At 42.8% G+C, this 18,812-nt stretch carries 19 protein-coding genes and 1 other annotated feature; of the genes, 2 read left to right on the top strand and 17 right to left on the bottom strand.

Going from position 1 to position 18,812, the window contains the following annotated elements; genetic code table 11:
• Nucleotides 1-79 precede the first annotated feature (79 nt).
• Nucleotides 80-787 (top strand): VrrA/YqfQ family protein, encoded by a 708-nt coding sequence (gene vrrA, locus ACQVGS_RS08430; RefSeq protein WP_400153482.1) that lies wholly within the window; start codon nt 80-82, stop codon nt 785-787.
• A gap of 123 nt (nt 788-910) precedes the next feature.
• The gene (locus ACQVGS_RS08425) at nt 911-1,855 is read left to right on the top strand and encodes a 4-hydroxy-3-methylbut-2-enyl diphosphate reductase (RefSeq protein ID WP_024122079.1); all 945 of its coding nucleotides are present in this window, start codon (nt 911-913) and stop codon (nt 1,853-1,855) included.
• Nucleotides 1,856-1,877: 22 nt separating this feature from the next.
• Here ACQVGS_RS08425 and ACQVGS_RS08420 read toward each other — a convergent pair whose 3' ends face one another.
• The 17 genes from ACQVGS_RS08420 to pgpH form a co-directional block, all read right to left on the bottom strand.
• A complete protein-coding gene (locus tag ACQVGS_RS08420) occupies nt 1,878-2,999 on the bottom strand; it encodes a Nif3-like dinuclear metal center hexameric protein (protein ID WP_024122080.1) in 1,122 nt (373 codons plus the stop codon).
• Nucleotides 2,992-3,660 carry a tRNA (adenine(22)-N(1))-methyltransferase TrmK gene (trmK, locus tag ACQVGS_RS08415; protein ID WP_400153669.1) on the bottom strand — a complete coding sequence of 223 codons (669 nt, stop codon included), beginning with the start codon at nt 3,658-3,660 and terminating at the stop codon, nt 2,992-2,994. The genes ACQVGS_RS08420 and trmK overlap by 8 nt, the downstream gene beginning before the upstream one ends.
• A 244-nt stretch (nt 3,661-3,904) precedes the next feature.
• Complete coding sequence (gene cccA, locus ACQVGS_RS08410; protein WP_003237051.1) at nt 3,905-4,267, bottom strand: cytochrome c550; 363 nt, start codon at nt 4,265-4,267, stop codon at nt 3,905-3,907.
• A gap of 328 nt (nt 4,268-4,595) precedes the next feature.
• The gene (rpoD, locus tag ACQVGS_RS08405) at nt 4,596-5,711 is read right to left on the bottom strand and encodes an RNA polymerase sigma factor RpoD (protein ID WP_003226225.1); all 1,116 of its coding nucleotides are present in this window, start codon (nt 5,709-5,711) and stop codon (nt 4,596-4,598) included.
• 199 nt (nt 5,712-5,910) lie between these two features.
• Nucleotides 5,911-7,722 (bottom strand): DNA primase, encoded by a 1,812-nt coding sequence (dnaG, locus tag ACQVGS_RS08400; RefSeq protein WP_185848816.1) that lies wholly within the window; start codon nt 7,720-7,722, stop codon nt 5,911-5,913.
• A 33-nt stretch (nt 7,723-7,755) separates the two neighbouring features.
• Nucleotides 7,756-8,250, bottom strand: a complete 495-nt coding sequence (locus tag ACQVGS_RS08395; protein ID WP_024122083.1) for a YaiI/YqxD family protein — start codon at nt 8,248-8,250, stop codon at nt 7,756-7,758.
• Nucleotides 8,251-8,503: 253 nt separating this feature from the next.
• Nucleotides 8,504-9,316 (bottom strand): pyruvate, water dikinase regulatory protein, encoded by an 813-nt coding sequence (locus tag ACQVGS_RS08390; RefSeq protein ID WP_003237056.1) that lies wholly within the window; start codon nt 9,314-9,316, stop codon nt 8,504-8,506.
• A gap of 25 nt (nt 9,317-9,341) precedes the next feature.
• Entirely contained in the window at nt 9,342-9,980 is a 639-nt protein-coding gene (gene ccpN / locus ACQVGS_RS08385; protein WP_024122084.1) for a transcriptional regulator CcpN, read from the bottom strand.
• A gap of 133 nt (nt 9,981-10,113) precedes the next feature.
• Nucleotides 10,114-12,153 (bottom strand): glycine--tRNA ligase subunit beta, encoded by a 2,040-nt coding sequence (glyS, locus tag ACQVGS_RS08380; protein ID WP_400153481.1) that lies wholly within the window; start codon nt 12,151-12,153, stop codon nt 10,114-10,116.
• A complete protein-coding gene (glyQ, locus tag ACQVGS_RS08375) occupies nt 12,146-13,033 on the bottom strand; it encodes a glycine--tRNA ligase subunit alpha (RefSeq protein ID WP_010334976.1) in 888 nt (295 codons plus the stop codon). Before glyQ ends, glyS begins: the two co-directional genes overlap by 8 nt.
• An 82-nt stretch (nt 13,034-13,115) precedes the next feature.
• Nucleotides 13,116-13,290, bottom strand: a binding site (T-box leader).
• Nucleotides 13,291-13,329: 39 nt separating this feature from the next.
• Complete coding sequence (gene recO / locus ACQVGS_RS08370) at nt 13,330-14,097, bottom strand: DNA repair protein RecO (protein ID WP_127696758.1); 768 nt, start codon at nt 14,095-14,097, stop codon at nt 13,330-13,332.
• 36 nt (nt 14,098-14,133) lie between these two features.
• A complete protein-coding gene (locus tag ACQVGS_RS08365; RefSeq protein WP_024122087.1) occupies nt 14,134-14,277 on the bottom strand; it encodes a YqzL family protein in 144 nt (47 codons plus the stop codon).
• A 143-nt stretch (nt 14,278-14,420) separates the two neighbouring features.
• Complete coding sequence (gene era, locus ACQVGS_RS08360) at nt 14,421-15,326, bottom strand: GTPase Era (protein WP_101864543.1); 906 nt, start codon at nt 15,324-15,326, stop codon at nt 14,421-14,423.
• Nucleotides 15,307-15,717, bottom strand: a complete 411-nt coding sequence (gene cdd, locus ACQVGS_RS08355; RefSeq protein ID WP_024122088.1) for a cytidine deaminase — start codon at nt 15,715-15,717, stop codon at nt 15,307-15,309. Before cdd ends, era begins: the two co-directional genes overlap by 20 nt.
• A 113-nt stretch (nt 15,718-15,830) precedes the next feature.
• Nucleotides 15,831-16,208, bottom strand: a complete 378-nt coding sequence (locus tag ACQVGS_RS08350; protein WP_101864544.1) for a diacylglycerol kinase family protein — start codon at nt 16,206-16,208, stop codon at nt 15,831-15,833.
• Nucleotides 16,189-16,662, bottom strand: coding sequence for an rRNA maturation RNase YbeY (gene ybeY, locus ACQVGS_RS08345; protein WP_010334982.1), 474 nt, complete (start codon nt 16,660-16,662; stop codon nt 16,189-16,191). Before ybeY ends, ACQVGS_RS08350 begins: the two co-directional genes overlap by 20 nt.
• Nucleotides 16,663-18,798, bottom strand: coding sequence for a cyclic-di-AMP phosphodiesterase PgpH (gene pgpH, locus ACQVGS_RS08340; protein ID WP_106020117.1), 2,136 nt, complete (start codon nt 18,796-18,798; stop codon nt 16,663-16,665).
• Nucleotides 18,799-18,812 lie beyond the last annotated feature (14 nt).

Raw genomic sequence — 18,812 nt, 5'->3', positions numbered from 1 at the left:
GTTTTATTCAGATAAGGAAAGCAAATACCGAAACCCATGCATATTGTAATAGCAGAGAGAACTGAAAGGAGGTACAAGTATGTTTTCACAGCAGCAGCCAATGAGAAACTATCCGCAGCCCGGTCCTCCCCGCCCTATGCAAAACCAGCGCATGATGGGAAGAACAGCGCCTGAAATGCGAAGGCCTTCATTTGGTCCGCCGCAGCAAGGTTTCCAGCAATCAGGTCAGCAATTTCTTCCTCAGCCAAACGCCGGAGCAAGAAATGGGGCGGGTACAGGCTTAAAAGGGATGCTGTCTAAATTTTTGCCCGGCGCAGGAGGCACAGGGGCCCCCGGAGCAGCCGCAGGCGGAGGAGCAGGTCTGCAAGGCATTCAAAATCTCGCCAATCCGGCATCGTTATCCAGTATGCTCAACAATGTGCAAAAAGTGCTCGGCATGGCGCAGCAAGTCACCCCAATGATCCAGCAGTACGGACCCTTAGTCCGCAATCTGCCGGCAATGATAAAGCTTTACAGTCAATTAAGCAAAAACGATGATACAGAGGGCACTGAAGAAGAAACGAAGACAGAATCGGAAGAAAGTGCAGAAACAGAAAAGAAAACTGCGTCCAACGACTCTGCCGAAAAGAAAAAATCAAAAGCAAGCAGTTCATCACCTGCAAAAAAAACAGAAGCACCGGACTTAAAGGAACAAAAATCAAAAACATCTGTCTCACAGAAAAAGGAAACGCCCTCTCCTTCCCCGAAAAAAACATCCGGCAGTTCTAAGCCGAGATTATATATTTAACATTCTTTGATATCTGGAGTGAGTTTGGCTATAATGGAGATCAGAAGAATGCAAGATTAGAGCCGTTTGATTACGGCTTTTTATATTGCCTTTACTCACTTCTGTATTGGAGGACAACCGAAAATGGACGTAATTAAAATTTCGCCGCGCGGCTATTGCTATGGTGTTGTTGACGCTATGGTAATCGCTAAAAACGCGGCACTGGATAAAAGCTTGCCAAGACCCATTTATATACTCGGGATGATTGTTCATAATAAACACGTCACTGATGCGTTTGAGGAAGATGGCATTTATACATTGGACGGCGCTAATCGACTGGACATCCTGAAGCAGGTTGACAAAGGAACTGTCATTTTCACAGCGCACGGCGTTTCTCCCGAGGTTAGACGAATCGCCGAAGAAAAAGGATTAGTCGCAATAGATGCTACATGTCCGGATGTAACGAAAACCCACAATTTAATCTTAGAAATGAAAGAAAAAGGATACCACGTAATCTATATCGGCAAAAAAGGCCATCCGGAGCCGGAAGGAGCGGTTGGCGTTGCGCCTGATATCGTTCACTTGGTTGAAACGCCGGAAGATGTCAAAAATCTCGATACCCAAGCTGAAAAATTGATCGTAACAAACCAAACGACAATGTCTCAATGGGATGTTCACGATATTATGGAGCTTGTGAAGGAAAAATATCCTCACGTTGAATATCACCAAGAGATTTGCCTGGCTACTCAGGTACGGCAGGAAGCTGTATCGGAACAGGCGAAAAAAGCGGACTTAACGATCGTTGTCGGCGACCCGAAAAGCAACAATTCAAACCGGCTCGCTCAAGTGTCAGAGGAAATAGCCGGAACAAAAGCGTACCGAATCGGCGATCTAAGCGAATTAAAATTGGAATGGCTTAAAGGCGTAAATACCGTTGCCGTTACTGCCGGAGCTTCAACACCGACACCGATCACCAAAGAAGTGATTCGCTTTTTAGAACAGTTCGATCATGAAGACCCATCAACTTGGACAATCGAACACAATGTTCCGCTCAAAAAAATCCTTCCGAAAGTGAAAGCAAAAAACTGAGGCCCTCACAGCCTCAGTTTTTTTATAGAAAAGTAAATGGATTTGTATCCGTTTCAGAAATAAAGATATTGACGTCTACTTTTTTATCCTTACACATTGACGTCAGTTTTTTTGTGACGCCTTCTTTCATGATTTTTTCAGCGTAATGGCCTGGATCAATGACATTCAGACCAAGCATCATCGCATCATGGGCAACATGGAAATATAGATCACCTGTAACGTAAACATCTGCGCCTTTTCGTTTTGCCTGGTGGATATACTTGTTCCCGTCTCCTCCGAGAACAGCTACTTTCTTCACCATGCTGTCAGCCTGTCCCACCATTCTGACGCCGTTCACTTGAAGCTTGTCTTTCACAAACAAAGCGAATTCCTGAAGCGTCATTTCATTTTTAAGTGTTCCGACACGGCCTAGCCCTTTTTCAGCTGGTGACTGTTCGACAGGATAAACATCATAAGCCACTTCTTCATATGGATGGCTTTTTATCATTGCGTTTATAACGGCTTTTTCTATGCTTTTAGGAAACACAGTCTCCAGTCTGACTTCATGAACGAGCTCAAGCTCTCCTACCTCTCCGATAAAAGGCTGTGCGCCGTCCAGTGGCTTAAAGCTGCCAATGCCCTCAGATGAAAACGCACAATGGCTGTACTCACCGATATGGCCTGCCCCCGCATTTCCCAGCGCTCCTCTGACCTGCTCCTCATATTCTTTCGGCACGTATACGACCAGCTTTTTAAGAGGATCGGTATAAGTAGGGGCCAATACTTCAGTTTCACTCAGCTCCAAGGCCTCAGCAAGCAGATCATTTACGCCGCCATCAGCAACATCTAAGTTAGTATGAGCCGCATAGACAGCAATATCATGCTTCAAACACTTTTCAATCAGCCTTCCGCCGGGCTGATCAGTTGAAATATGCTTTAGCGGCCGGAAAATAGGAGGATGGTGCGCAATGATTAAATCAACATCTTTTTCAATCGCTTCATCGACAACGCTTTCCAATACATCCAGCGTAACCATCACATTTTTAACCGGTTTATTTAAACTGCCGATTTGCAGACCGATTTTATCGCCCTCAACTGCATAGGCTTTCGGAGAAAATTGTTCAAACAGCTGGATGACTTGCTGTCCGTTTACCGTTTTAGCCATGATCGATAACCTCCTTTAATAGCTTCATTCGATCGGTTAGTTCCTTCAATTTCTGTTTGTTATCTTCAGATGTTGCAGCACGGCTGATCTGTTCATATATATTTTGAGTATGCTGAAGCTCTTGTGTCCATTTTTTCAAAAATACAGCATTCTTTTCTTTTGCCAAAAATGGGCCTACGAGCATTCCGGCCGGCAAAGAAATTCCTGCATAAGCTGCATCTCTGTCTCCGGATTCGGCGACAAGTACCTCATAGCACTTTCCGTCTTCCTCAAGAATCACTTCATCAATAAGTGCGTATCCTTCTTTATACAGCCACTCTCTAATATGAACGGCATGAATATTCGGCTGTAAAATAAGCCGTTCTTTACCTGTCAGTTTTTCTTTGCCTGCTTCTAAAATATGAGCGATCAGTGACCCGCCCATTCCGGCAATTGTTATGGCGTCAGCCTCACCTTTCTGAAGCACTTCCAGGCCGTCTCCTTGCCTTACCGTTATGTGTGCGCTTAAGCCCGATTTTTCGACCTGCCGTTTGGCAGACAAGAATGGACCGTCTGTTATTTCTCCAGCAATAGCTTTGCTGGCTTTATGATTCAGCACCGCATAACAGGGAAGGTAAGCATGGTCAGAACCAATATCCGCTACTACTGCTCCAACCGGTATGTACTCCGCTACTGTTTGTAATCGTTTTGATAATTTTAATTCGTTCACTAGTCATCACAACTTTTCTCAATCATTTTTTCCTTTTCTATCATATAAAAAATCAGCCCGGAATCCAAGCTGAGCGAATGATTTTCAGTTTATTTCTTTGCAGGAACAACATCAAGTATGGGATGACGGACAAAAATAAAAGGCTGTCGAGAACATCTCGGCGGCCTGAGAACGTATAAGGAGAAAGATACATCCTTTATTTAATTTTAGACACCCATTCTGCCATGTCATCAAGCTTATCAGCCGGAACAAGACCGGAAGGCATTCCATTACCGCCTTTTTCAATCTTTGTTTTGATTTCAGCGACATCCTTCTTATCTCCTACACCTTTTAAACTCGGACCCGAAACTCCTTCATAATTTTCCCCGTGACACGCGATACAATTTGCCTTGTAAATGTCTTCCGGTGAAGCGTTCGCATCATCTTTTTCAGCAGACTTGCTTTCTCCCCCGCTCGCAATCTCACGAGAGTCATCAAGCCCCTTTACTGATAAAAAGAAAGTCAGACCAATTCCTAAAACAGCGATCAGTAAAAATGGAATAAGCGGATTCCATTTCATTTCCCTTCCCCCTTTATGATCCTTCCCCCTATGTAAACACTTCTAATTCTAACTTATTTTTACAAAAAGTAAATGGATTGGCATACAAAAGTTTTTTATTCACACTTTATACAAAATTGAATCAAAACATGCCTATTTCTCTAACATTCCTTTTATTCTATTGTATAATGTATTGTATACGCTTACAATAGAAAATATGGATTGGTATATTGAAATTTTTCATCACAATGTTCATTTGCAAATGACACCATTTTTCAGTAAAATAAAGGCATATTATCCATATATCTTTTTAAAAAAAGAAGAACGGATCTGCAAGACCCGTTCCATCTTATTCTAGAAAATCTTTCAAACGTTTACTTCTGCTAGGATGTCTTAGTTTCCGCAACGCTTTCGCTTCGATTTGTCGAATACGCTCTCTCGTAACTCCAAATACCTTGCCGACCTCTTCCAATGTTCTTGTACGTCCGTCATCAAGACCGAATCGAAGCCGCAATACATTTTCTTCACGATCTGTTAACGTATCAAGCACGTCTTCAAGCTGCTCTTTCAATAGCTCGTATGCCGCGTGATCTGAAGGTGAAGTAGCCTCTTGATCTTCGATGAAATCACCAAGATGGGAATCATCCTCTTCACCGATCGGTGTTTCAAGAGACACTGGCTCTTGTGCTATTTTTAAGATTTCACGTACTTTTTCAGGTGTCAAATCCATGTCTTCCGCAATTTCTTCAGGTGTTGGCTCTCTGCCTAAGTCTTGCAATAGCTGACGCTGTACGCGGATTAATTTATTAATGGTTTCAACCATATGAACGGGGATCCGGATCGTTCTCGCCTGATCGGCAATGGCGCGTGTAATCGCCTGTCTGATCCACCACGTAGCATACGTACTGAATTTATAACCCTTACGGTAATCAAATTTCTCAACGGCTTTCATCAGACCCATGTTACCTTCTTGGATCAGGTCAAGGAACAGCATTCCGCGTCCGACGTACCGTTTGGCGATGCTGACAACAAGCCGCAGGTTCGCTTCAGCCAATCTGCGTTTGGATTCTTCATCACCTTCTTCAATTTTTTGCGCATAGGCGATTTCTTCCTTTGCAGAAAGAAGGTTAACCCGGCCGATTTCCTTTAAATACATACGAACTGGGTCATTGATTTTGACACCAGGCGGTACACTTAGGTCATTAAGGTCAAATTCTTCTTCGGCTTTGGCAAGCTGCTGAATATTAGGATCTTCTGTTTCTTCATTCTCACTAATTAATTCAACACCTTGTTCACCTAAAAATTCATAATACTCATCCATTTGGTCTGATTCAATCTCAAAGCTGGACATACGCTCAGCAATTTCTTCATATGTCAAAACGCCACGTTTTTTACCAGACTCGGTTAATTGTTCTTTCACTTGGTCGAATGTTAATTCAGTTTCGTGGGTTTGTTTATCAGCCATTATGGATCCCTCCTTCCAAAGCTTGCAACGAATTCTAAAAGCGGTATGATTCTTATTCGGTCCATTCAGGCGTTTTCTATGTGAACTGCCTTTAACAATGTGCGAATAATGAAATGACAATTCATGATGAGGTCAAGCGATCTATTTGCTCCTCCGCAAGGAATCATTGCCAATGAAAGCTCCTCATCAGTTGTCCCGGTTATTTTAAAGATCGGTTCAAAGTAACGATTTCTTGAGCCAGAGATGCCGCTCTCAAAAAATCTTTTTGCCTTTCGGCTTCGGCTCTTTCCGCCTCTTTTTCTTTTATCATTGACCATTTTCTGTGATTCAACACTTTTTTCACATAATCTGATAACTCGGCCTCGCTGAGTTCTTGATTAATCTGAAGCATTAAAATATCAGACAGTACCTGGCTTATATGATCATCCGTCACCCTGGCCATAAGGTGCTGAGGCGTCAGCTCGGCACCCTCTTCATAAAAAGCGTACAGATAGGCTGCCAAAGCGCGGTGTTCATCAATATTAAATTCAAACCCGACCCGGTCAATGACTTTTTTTATGACGCCCCTGTCACGAAGCATATGCGCCAGTAAAAGCCTTTCTGCATTTTCATACGCCGGGCGCAGCCGCTTTTGCCTTGCCTTAGTTGTCAAATGCGCTCTTCTTGTTTTCGTTTCACCGCTGCTGTCAGCAGGTTTGTTTTGCCTGCCGAATACAGTCAGCTGCTCAGTTAATGACTCCTGGGAAATCGAAAATTCGGAAGCAAGCTGTTTCACATAGACTTCCTGTTCAAGTGATCCTGACAGCGCGCTGATTTCTTTAAGCACTTCTTTAATGTAGGCTAATCGATCGCCTTCATCGGCCAGGTTCTTTCCTTTGCGGAAATATTGCATTTTAAACGCCATTACCGTAACGCTTGCATCGACAATGTCGTTTTTGAATTTTTCTCCGCCGTACTGTTTAATGTAATCGTCAGGGTCCAATCCGTCAGGGATCATAGCGACTCTGACTTTACAATCTTTTTTCTGAAGAAGCTCCGCAGCTTTCAAGGTGGCTTCATATCCGGCTTTATCAGAGTCATAGCAAAGAATGATTTCCTCCACGTTTCTTCTCAGAATCTTTACATGATCATCTGTCAGAGACGTGCCCATCGTCGCTATACTCTCTTTTACGCCTGAGTTTACCGCTGATATGACATCAGCGAATCCCTCAAATAAGACAGCTCTTTCCTGCTTTCTGATATGAAGCCGGGCCTTGTGAAAATGATAAAGCAGCTTGCTTTTATGAAAAAGCGGCGTTTCCGGACTGTTCATATATTTCGGCTGCTGGCTGCCAAGCGCTCGGCCTGAGAAAGCCACAACAGCTCCATGATGGTCATGGATCGGAAACATGATCCGGTTTCTGAAACGGTCAAAATATCCGCTTCCGTCTTCGCGTCTGATTAGCAGACCCGCTTTTTCCATTTGTGTTTCACTGAAGCCCCGCTTGACGAGAAATTTTGTTATGAAATCCCAAGAATCAAGAGCATAGCCGATCTGAAATTCATCAATCAACTCTTTTGTAAACCCTCTTGCAAGCAAATAATCCAGCGCTTCTTGACCTTCTTTTGTATTTATTAACAAATGATGGTAAAATTTCCTCAGAAGCTCATGAGCCTCCGCCATTTTTTGTTCTCCGGAGGATTCTGGCCGGACTGCGGTGTGAACCGTTATATCATCTGGAAAATCAATGTGGTATTTGTCCGCAAGGTGGGAAACCGACTCCGCAAACGAATAGCCCTCCATCTGCCTCAAAAAAGAGAAAACATTGCCGCCCGCTCCGCAGCCGAAGCAATGAAAAATCTGTTTGTCTGGCGATACGGAAAACGAAGGTGTGCTTTCTCCGTGAAAAGGACAGAGTCCAAAGTAGTTTCGGCCTTGCTTCTTTAATTGAACATAATCACCTATGACTTCAACGATATCTGCCGACTTTTGCACCTTGTCTACAATTTCATCTGGTATCCGATTTCCCATCTTATAACACTCCGTCGTACATTATTCGATGTTTTAGTGCAAAATCCCTTCATCGTTCGACAGGATTTTTTGCAGCAGTGTAACAAATCGTTCTCGATCTTCATGATTCAATTTTTTAGGCCCTTTGGCATATATGCCTTTTCTCCTTTGTTTGCCGGAAACATGACGGCCTTCAAGGGCAAAATCAATCGTATCTTCCTTGTAAAGACGCCCTCTCTCCGACATGACGGTGACATTCCTGTTCACAAGCAGGGATGCTAAACCAATATCCTGCGTCACCACGACATCTCCCGGTTTTACATGATTTGCGATATATAAATCAGCAGCTTCTTTATGAGGATCAACATACTTCCATTTTTCTTCCTGACTTCTTGAAAGCTGGTAATGTTCAAATGAAGCGACAAAAAGAACTTGAACTTCATAATCGGATGCTGTTTGTAAAATTTCGTCTTTTACGGGACAAGCATCAGCATCGACAAAAATCGTCTTTTCTTTTTCATTAAGAAGAGTAATTCTCCATCCCTCCATTAAACTCCTGCATAAAAGCAAGCAAAATCGCACACCCTGCAAAAATGCGGGTGTATATGAATTTGTCGAAAAATTTCCGGGAGAAATTCTTGACATCTTACCCATAATAGTTTATTCGTATCACACTAACCTTAAACCTAAAATTAATCATTTTATCACAATTTTTTATTATAATACAAACTTCACAAAGATGCTATTGTTTTTCATTATTCCCTTTTGGCAAAGTCAAAAACCCAGGATAGAGCGTCCTGAGTTACATGTTTTTCGTTTTGAGATGATGGATAATATTTGCTGTTTCTTCTACTGCTTTATTTGAAACATCTACAACCTGGCAGCCGATTCGATCCACGATCTTTTCGAAATATTCCAGTTCCTCTTTAATTCTGTTGATATTTGCATAGATGGCCTTGTCATTGAGGCCAAGCGATTTTAACCGTTCTTTTCTGATATGATTCAGTTTATCCGGACTAATCTTCAGGCCGATGCATTTTTTCGGGTCAACATTAAAGAGCTCTTCCGGCGGGTCAACCTCCGGAACAATCGGAACATTGGCAACCTTCAGCCGCTTGTGGGCAAGATATTGAGATAACGGTGTTTTAGAGGTTCTCGATACACCGATCAAAACGATATCAGCTTTTAAAATGCCTCGTGGGTCACGCCCATCATCGTATTTAACAGCAAATTCAATCGCTTCGACCTTTTTGAAATAATCTTCATCAAGCTGGCGGACCCGTCCCGGTTCATATTTCGCCGTTAAACCGTAGGCTGTTTCCATTTTATCAATTAACGGGCCGATAATATCATAATATAAAACATTTGCTTTTTCCGCTTCGGCAATCAAATATTCTCTTATTTCCGGCACCACAAGTGTAAAACAGATAATGCCTCCATCTGCTTTTGCAAGTGAAATCACTTCATTGATAGTGCCAATGTCTTCAACATAAGGAATTCTTCTTACATGTGTATCATCCGCTGAGCCGTTAAATTGGCTTAATGCAGCTTTGACTACCAATTCGGCCGTTTCACCGACGGAATCCGATACAACATAGATGATGCGGTTATTCATATTATCCCCCCGTTAGTCTGCGCTCTTATAGGATTTCATTTTCTGATAAACTGACAAGTATTTTGGTCATATTTGTTTTCGTCACTCTGCCGATCACTTCATATCCTTTATCGGTATCTTTGATGACAGGCAGCGCATCGATTTGTTTTTCAATTAAGTGCTTTGCAATGTCCATCACATAATCCTCGCGTCTGCACACTGTAATATTCGGCATTCTAGTCATAATAATGTGCACAGGGACAGAAGTAAGCTCCTGCTGGCCGATGCTGGCTCGTAGTAAATCCTTTCGTGAAAGCACTCCGACTAAAACAGCATCACGGTCCACTACAAACAGAGTACCTACATCTTCTAAAAACATGGTGCAAATCGCATCATATACAGAAACGTTCTCGTGAATAACAACGGGGATAGATTGAAAGTCTTTCACCTGAAGCTTTTTCAGTTTATCTGCCAAAAGCTGCGTGCCGGTTTTTCCAGTATAGAAATAACCGACTCTCGGGCGCGCCTCAAGGAAACCTGACATGGTGAGTATGGCTAAATCCGGACGCAGTGTTGCTCTTGTTAAATTCAGCTGTTCGGCAATATGCTCCCCTGTAATCGGTCCGTTTTCTTTTACAATCTGCAAAATATGTTCTTGCCGTTTATTTAGTTCGATCGTACTCACCACCTTTTCACTTCGTATCTATGTAAAGAAATAATAAACCATATTATAACGTAAATGCTTTGTAATCAAACAAAAAAACTTTCAAATGGGGAAAAGACGATTACCGATCACACAGCAACCGCCTTTTCTTTCTTTATTTTACAATAAGGGCATTCATATTAGCAAAGGACTTGATCTGATCCGCCAAGCTTACCATTTGCGCTAATCGGTTTGCCTTTAATGTCTCATTATCAGCAATAACCATCGTATGGTCGAAATAAGCATCAATCGGTTCCTTCAAGGCCGCAAGGGAAGTAAGTGCCGCCTCATAATCCTTTTTGCTGAAGCTTTCCTGCAGATTTTGTTTAGCAGTTTGATAAGCTTCGTACAGCTTCGCTTCGTATTCATTTTCGAATAAATCAGGCTGAATTTCCGCGCGAACTCCTTTTTTGCTGATAGAAATCACTCGGCCTAAAGCTTCTGCTGTTTCCTTAAAGCCTGGCGCACCCAGTTTTTGTTCCAGCACTTGTGCTTTGTGGAGCGCCGAATATGGCTCAAGCTCAGAGCTTTCCAGCACGGCATCTATTACATCATGTCTGATCTGCTCCGCATTTAAGACGTATTTTAGACGCTGAGTGAAGAAATCTAACAGTTCGGTTTCTTTTTCGGTTTGTACGAAAGTCAGCAGCTCTTCAAACGAAATGCCCCAGTTCCGGTCAAGCAGAATAGCGACAATCCCGCTCGCTTGGCGGCGCAAACCGTAAGGATCCTGTGAACCAGTCGGAATGACGCCAATAGAGAAGAAGGATGCGATTGTATCCAGCTTATCCGCCATGGCAACTACCGCCCCAGTGAAAGTGGAAGGCGTTTCTCCGCCTGCAGATCTAGGCATATAGTGTTCGTTGACAGCTGCGGCTACAGCATCATGTTCGCCAAGCATTCTCGCATACTTTTCACCCATAATTCCTTGAAGCTCAGGGAACTCATATATCATGTGTGTCACAAGGTCGAATTTAGAAATTTCAGCAGCACGTTTCACATGTTTTAATGTATCTTCATCAGCTTGAAGACGGACAGCAAGCTTCTCTGCGATCGCTGTTACTCTTCTTACCTTATCAGCAAGAGAGCCAAGCTCTTCATGGAACACAATGTTTTCAAGCTTCTTCACATTTTCATCAATGTTCAGTTTCTGGTCTTCCTTGTAGAAGAAAGAAGCATCTGACAAACGAGCACGCAGCACTTTTTCATTGCCTCGTGCGACATTTTCGATCGCGTGGCTGTTTCCGTTACGGACTGTGATAAAGTAAGGCAGCAAATCTCCGTTTTTGTCTTTAACAGGGAAATAGCGCTGATGCTCTTTCATTGTCGTTACAAGCACTTCCTCAGGAATGGACAGAAACTCAGATTCAAATGAGCCGTAAAGAGCCGTCGGATATTCTACTAAATGATTGACTTCATCAAGGAGATCCTCGTCAACCGGAATACTCCAATTGTTTTCTTCGGCCATTGCTTCCAGCTGCGATTGAATCATCTGTTTGCGAACATTTGGATCAGCAATAACATGCTGCTGTTTCAGCTGTTCTTCATAACTTGAAGGTGATTCAATAGACACTTCATGCCCCAGGAACCGGTGCCCCTGTGTCGTCCGGCCTGACTCAACATTTGTGATTGCAAACGGAATGACATCCTGGCCAAATAAAGCGACAATCCATTTAATCGGACGGATATAACGCAGATCTTCATTTCCCCATCTCATGTTTTTCGGGAAATGGAGGCTTGTAATTAAGCTGTTCAGTTCAGGCAGAAGCGTTTTGGTTTCTTGTCCTGCTTGGAATTTTTGCACAAAAACATATTCCGTGCCTTTTATTTCTTTCATGTACAAGTCTTCCACGCTGGCACCTTGGCCTTTTGAAAACCCAATCGCCGCTTTTGTCCAGTTGCCGTCAGCATCAAGGGCGATTTTTTTTGCAGGCCCTTTTGCTTCTTCTTTTATATCATCCTGCTTTTCTGCTACACCCTTTATGAAAACAGCAAGGCGTCTCGGTGTATTAAAAAGCTTCACTTCACCGTGTACAATATTTTTTTCTGCAAGCCAGCCTGTCAGCTTTTCGCCAAGCTGAACCATGCTTTCATTCAAAAAGCGCGCCGGCATTTCCTCTAATCCGATCTCTAAAAGTAAATCCTGTTTACTCATGAGAAGAACCCTCCCCTTTAAGCATTGGGAACCCTAGTTTTTCTCGTTCCTCATAATAGGTTTTTGCGACTTTTCTTGCTAAATTCCGCACTCTTCCGATATAGCCTGTCCGCTCTGTAACAGAGATTGCCCCTTTGGCGTCAAGAAGGTTGAATGTGTGCGAGCATTTAAGCACGTAGTCATATGCGGGATGCACAAGACCGTTATCCATTTGCTTGATCGCTTCTTTTTCATACGTGCTGAATAATTGGAACAGCATATCAACGTCAGATGTTTCAAATGTATAAACGGAATGCTCGTACTCAGCCATCATAAATAAATCTTTCACAGTAAACCCTGACGTCCACTCAAGATCAAATACATTTTCTTTATCCTGTATATAAGAGGCCAGACGCTCAATTCCATATGTAATTTCCACGGAAACAGGCTTACACTCAAGTCCCCCAACCTGCTGGAAATACGTGAATTGTGTAATTTCCATTCCGTCAAGCCAGACTTCCCAGCCAAGACCCGCACAGCCTAAAGACGGATTCTCCCAGTTGTCCTCAACAAAACGGATGTCATGCTCAAGCGGATCAATTCCGAGAGCGCGCAAAGAGTCTAAATACAGCTCTTGAATGTTATCAGGTGATGGTTTAATGATGACCTGAAATTGATGATGCTGATAGAGTCTGTTCGGGTTTTCTCCGTATCGGCCGTCAGCTGGGCGTCTTGACGGCTCAACGTAAGCCACTTTCCACGGCTCAGGACCGATACTGCGCAAAAATGTATACGGGCTCATCGTGCCGGCCCCTTTTTCTACATCGTATGCCTGCATGAGCACACAGCCTTCATTAGACCAATGCTTCTGCAGGGTTAGAATCATGTCTTGAATATTCATTTCAAGCACCTCCACTTTTCTTTCATAAAATTGCTGCGGCAGCAACCAAAAAACTCCCGTCTCTATGCTTGCCAGCCGCAAACATAGGGACGAGAGTTCTCCCGCGGTTCCACCCTAGTTGCTGAGAACAAAATCCCAGCCTCTTTTTTAAAATTGCTCAAGAATGCCTTTCGTTGCGCGCTCATCCTTAGCTTACACCGTCCTAAGGTCGCTTTTATGAGGTAAACGCAAGTACTTCTTTCTCTCACTGCAACATATTTTATAATAAATGATCATATAAAAAGATGGGCCATATGTCAACTTTTGTTTTCACCCATAAGATGTTTCATGCTCTCCATTTGATCTAAAAAACGCTTCGATTTCAGATAAACCCCTGAATATTCTTCGTAGTACAAGTCAATAACTTGCTTTAATTCATTTTTCGTTTCCTGCTTTAAAGACACATTGCCAATCCTTGAAAGATCGAAGTAATAAAACAGTCTCAAAAGCCTTGCCGTTTGCGGTTTAATCGGCACCTTGTAAGGGTCTTTGTCAAAGCAGCGATGACAAATAAAACCGTTATCGCGAACAGAAAAATGGAATGTCCCATCCTGGCTTTTACAATGCACACAGTGATTAAGCTCAGGATACAGTCCCATCACAGCAAGCATCTTCATTTGAACAATGAAGGTAATAACATCCGGGTCTGTTCCTTCGTCAAGCTGTTTAAAGGATTCTAAAATAAATTCAAACAAATAGGGATTTGGTTTTTTTTCTTCTGTGCCTTTGTCAACGAGCTCAGCAATAAAAGCTGCATATGCAGTTAAAAACAAATCCTCTCTGATACCTCTCATGCTGAGGATCATTTCACCCTGCTGAAGGGTTCCGAGGCCTGTTGTTTTCTGCATTAGGAATGAACCATACAAAAAGGACTGGCTGACTGCTGATAAACGGCTGTTCGGTTTTTTGGCTCCTCTGGCCATAACACCTATTTTTCCGTGTTCTCTTGTCAGTAAAGTAACAATTTTATTCGTCTCTCCGTAATCATTGGTACGAAGAACGATTCCTTCACATTTTGTCAGCATTTCCGCACCTTCCTAAAACAGGAGCGGTCAAGAGGTCTATAAAATTGGAAAATCAAATCGGGCTAGCTCATCTTCTAGTTCTTCGGGTCTTTCCATGTTCTCTTTTTCCAGTTCTTTAAAAAGAAGATACGTATCAACATTTCCTGTTTGAGAAAATACGTTCCAGGTAAAATTCAACACAAGAAACCCACCTTTCTGTAGTTAAACTAGCTTACCTAAACTCCAAATTCTTACCTTTATCTTGACCAGATGTCCTCCATTTCATGTTAAACAAAATTTGCTAATGTATCCCTGTTCATGTGAGATAATGACACAGCAAGTGATTAATATTCATCCTCTTTAAAGCCGAAGTCGCGAAGCTGGGACATTTTGTTACGCCAGTCTTTCTGCACTTTTACCCACAATTCTAGATAGACGCGAGAACCTAAGAGGGCCTCGATATCCGCTCTCGCTCTTTTTCCGACTTCTTTCAGCAGGCTGCCTTTTTTCCCGATGACAATGCCTTTTTGAGAATCCCGTTCGACCACAATTGTTGCCGCCACGTGCACGGACCCGTTGTCCTGCCCTTTAATCGATTCGATGCTTACCGCAATGCTGTGCGGGATCTCTTCCCTTGTCAGATGCAGCACCTTTTCCCTGATCAACTCAGAAATGATAAAGCGTTCCGGATGATCGGTCACCTGGTCACTCGGATAAAACTGCGGACCTTCAGGCAAATATGCTTCAATCTGCGCCAGCAATGTTTCAATGTTATTTCCCTCTAATGCAGAGATCGGAACAATTTCCTTAAAAGGATATCGCCTGCGGTATTCGTCAATTAGCAGAAGCAATTGATCAGGATGGATCTTGTCAATTTTGTTTACGATTAAGAAAACAGGTGTCGAGGTATTCTGCAATTTCTCAATAATGAACTCGTCGCCCTTGCCATAGCCTTCCTCAGCATTGATCATAAATAAGATCAAATCGACTTCTTTTAATGTATTTTGCGCCACTTTCATCATAAAGTCTCCAAGCTTATGCTTAGGCTTATGAATTCCTGGTGTGTCAATAAAAATCGTTTGTGATGTGCCTGTCGTTAATACCCCTTGCACCTTATTTCTTGTTGTTTGGGGTTTATCACTCATGATCGCGATTTTTTGGCCGATCACTCTGTTCAAAAAAGTAGACTTTCCTACGTTTGGTCTTCCGATAATGGATACAAATCCTGATTTAAAGCTTTCGTTCGTCATGTAAATCCTCCGATGAAAATGCGCCTGGCAATAATTCTTCTGCAGTCATTTCTTGTATTTGTCCTTGTAAATTGGTCAGCACGATAATAACGTCCTTTGTGCAGAGCTCAGAAATCACCTGCCGGCAGGCTCCGCACGGTGATACTGGGCCCGGGGTGTCAGCAGCTACTGCCAGCATCTGAAACTCAGTATCGCCTTCAGAAACAGCTTTAAACAAAGCGGTACGCTCAGCGCAGTTGCACATGCTGTATGCCGCATTCTCTATATTGCAGCCTCTGTACACTTTTCCATCTTTGGTAAGAAGAGCGGCTCCTACTTTAAACTTGGAATACGGTGCATATGCCATGTCACGCGCTTTTAAAGCTTCTGTTATCAATTTCTGTCTGTTCATGTGTACATGTTCCTCTCTTACCTATAATGGTACCGCTATCACTTTATATTTTACATAATGGCGCTCCTTTTTTCACGCCCATTTCTAAAAATGTAAAATAAATGTAAGAATTTTCAGCCATACAGCTTTGGCAAAAAAATAAGTAAACCAATAATACACGAAATCACGGCAAAAACGCAAACAGCCCCGGCAGCAGCGTCCTTAGCCGCCTTAGCAAGCGGGTGATGTTTATCTGTTACTAAATCAACCGTGTGTTCAATAGCTGTATTTAAAAGCTCCAGTGAAAGCATTCCGCCAATCAAAAGAAAAATAATAGCCCACTCTGTCAGGCTGAGATTAACGAGAAAACCGCAAATGATAACGGCGCAGGCAGCCGCGGCATGAAATTGAAAATTCCGCTCCGTCCGCGCCGTTCTCCATATGCCCCGCCCTGCGTGCACGAAGCTCATTAGGAATCGCTTCAGCTCATTTCTATGATCTCTTGAGTCCATAGGCGTCCAGCAAATCCTTTTGCTTAGTAAACATCTCCTCTTCTTCCTCTTTCGTCATATGGTCATATCCTAAAAGATGCAGGAATCCATGTACCGCTAGAAAGCCAAGCTCTCTCTTGAAAGAATGGTTATATTCTTCAGCCTGCTCTCTTGTACGATCTGCACTGATGATAATATCACCTAGAACCGGCGGCATTTCAGCACCGACAATTTCAACTTCGTCTTCTCCCTCTTCTTCAAGAGCAAAAGAGATGACGTCTGTCGGCGTATCCTTTCCCCGATACTCTTTATTGATCTGCTGAATGTCTTCATTGGTAACGATCGTGACAGAAACCTCAGCCTGGTCCTGAACTCCTTCGCGCTCAGCGGCAAATTGAAGCAGATTTTCTACTTCTTTAAGCATCTCTTCAGAGACACTTCCGGTTTCATCTACGATATCAATCAATAAACTCATCTATTTCACCTTCTTAGTAGCCTCCGGATATTCAATCCGGGAGTGGAAAATTCCTTTTAATGTTGCACAAAGCGTTTTTGCGATTGTATCAAGCTCTTTAAATGTCAAATCGCATTCACTAAACTGTCCGTCCTGAAGCTTATCGGATATAATGCCCCTGACAAGCTTTTCAATTCGTTCAGGATTTGGATTATGCATCGATCTGACAGCCGCTTCGACACTGTCTGCCACTGATATAATCGCGGCTTCTTTCGACTGCGGCTTCGGCCCCGGGTAACGGAATTCTTCCTCTGTAATCTGATCGCCTTTTTCCTTCGCTTTATAATAAAAGAATTTCAAAAGAGAGGTCCCGTGGTGCTGCTCAGCAATATCCACAAGCTCCTTTGGAAATTTATAGCTTCTCAGCATATTCGCCCCGTCAGTGGTATGCGAAATAATGATATTTTTACTGAGCTGCGGAGAAAGCTTATCATGCGGATTGTCAATATTCATTTGATTTTCAATAAAATATTGCGGCCGCTTTGTTTTTCCGAGGTCGTGATAATACGCACCGACTCTTGCAAGCAAACCATTTGCCCCTACCGCCTCGCAGGCGGCCTCTGACAAATTGGCGACCATGACGCTGTGGTGATATGTACCTGGTGTTTCTGTCAGTATTTTTCGAAGCAGCGGATGGTTAGGGTTGGACAGCTCGATCAGCCTCATTGTGGACAAAATGCCGAAACCTGTCTCAAAAAACGGCATAAGTCCGATAATTAATACGGAGGAAGCAAAACCCGACACAACCCCCATCAGCATGAGCGTCCCGATTTCCAAGCCTGACAGCGCGGTGTTTTGGATCAATAATAGAGATAGAACCACAATCATATTGATAAACGCCACAAAAAGCCCGGTCTGCAAAATTTTTGATCTGCCATTGTGTTTTCCTAAAAACAAAACACCGGAAATACCGCTGATCAAATAATAAATACCAATGACATAATTAAATGTTCCTGTCACACCTTGATTAAACATCATACTTCCGCAAATCGCAAGAATGATACTTCCTAAAATAGCGATCCGTTCATTCATCAGCAGCTTGATTAAGATTGCACCGGCCGCAATGGGAACAAGATAGCCAATATTGTTATATTCCATCTTTTGAAATAAACTGACAACCTCCATAATAACAAGCAAAAGCGTTGTAATAATGGAGAATAATAGGATCGACTTGTTTTTGAATTTCAGATTTTGATTCTGTTTTTCGAAATAGTAAACGAGTGTAGCAATGAAAAGCCCGATCATAATCAAAAGGCCGCTAATCGGTTTGAACAAATTGGAGTTATTTAACAATCCGGTCAGCTCAAGTTTTCTGTACACTTCCCGATCAATGAGGTCATTTTCTTCCACGAGCACCTGCCCCTGTTTGATCTGAACCTGCTGAACATTGTCTGACGCTTCCTGGCGTTTTGCCTCTGTTGCTTTTGGATCGAAGACGTAATTCGGAATAATGGCGTAACGCCCGATTTCCGTGGCGGCTCCTAAATATTTAGACGGGATAGAATTACTCTTCAGTTCTTTTTGCACTTTATCTTTTGCTTCAGATAATTTATCCGACGGGATTTCACTGCTCATCACTGAGTTTACTGCTGTTATGACAGTATCTCTGACAAATGAAAAATCTTCATGGTCCGCCTTCAGCAAAGTCTTGATGGCATCCTCTGATATAGAATCATTCACATCTGACGTCAGCTTATTTTTCACCGACTTAATCATTGTTTTTTCTGATGGTGAACTGCTGTCTTCTTCTGCTGATTTTTTCACTTCACTGATACTGTCGAATATCGATGACACAAGATCAATTCGATTGTCTGTATAATCTTTCTTTAAGGTATATTGATCTTCGACCGCATCCTCAGCAGCTTGCTTTTTTTCCTCTGTCGCTTTTTGATCTTCCACGGTTGCCGGAGCATAAATGGTCTTGTCGCTGACTGAAAACAGGTCTAAATCAAGCGTTTCCGGCTTCACATGTACAAAAAGCAATGCGAACATAATCGCAGCCAGCAGAAGATACAGCAGTACATGCATGGAGCGGGCATTTTTAAAGCCGCGCCAATTTTTTGAGCCGCTTTTGGTCTTCCCCTTCTTTTTCAACACAAGAACCTCCTCTA

Source organism: Bacillus sp. SD127, from assembly GCF_058566445.1.
The sequence above is the reverse complement of the archived record's forward strand: the minus strand, read 5'-3'. Positions and strand labels throughout refer to the sequence as shown.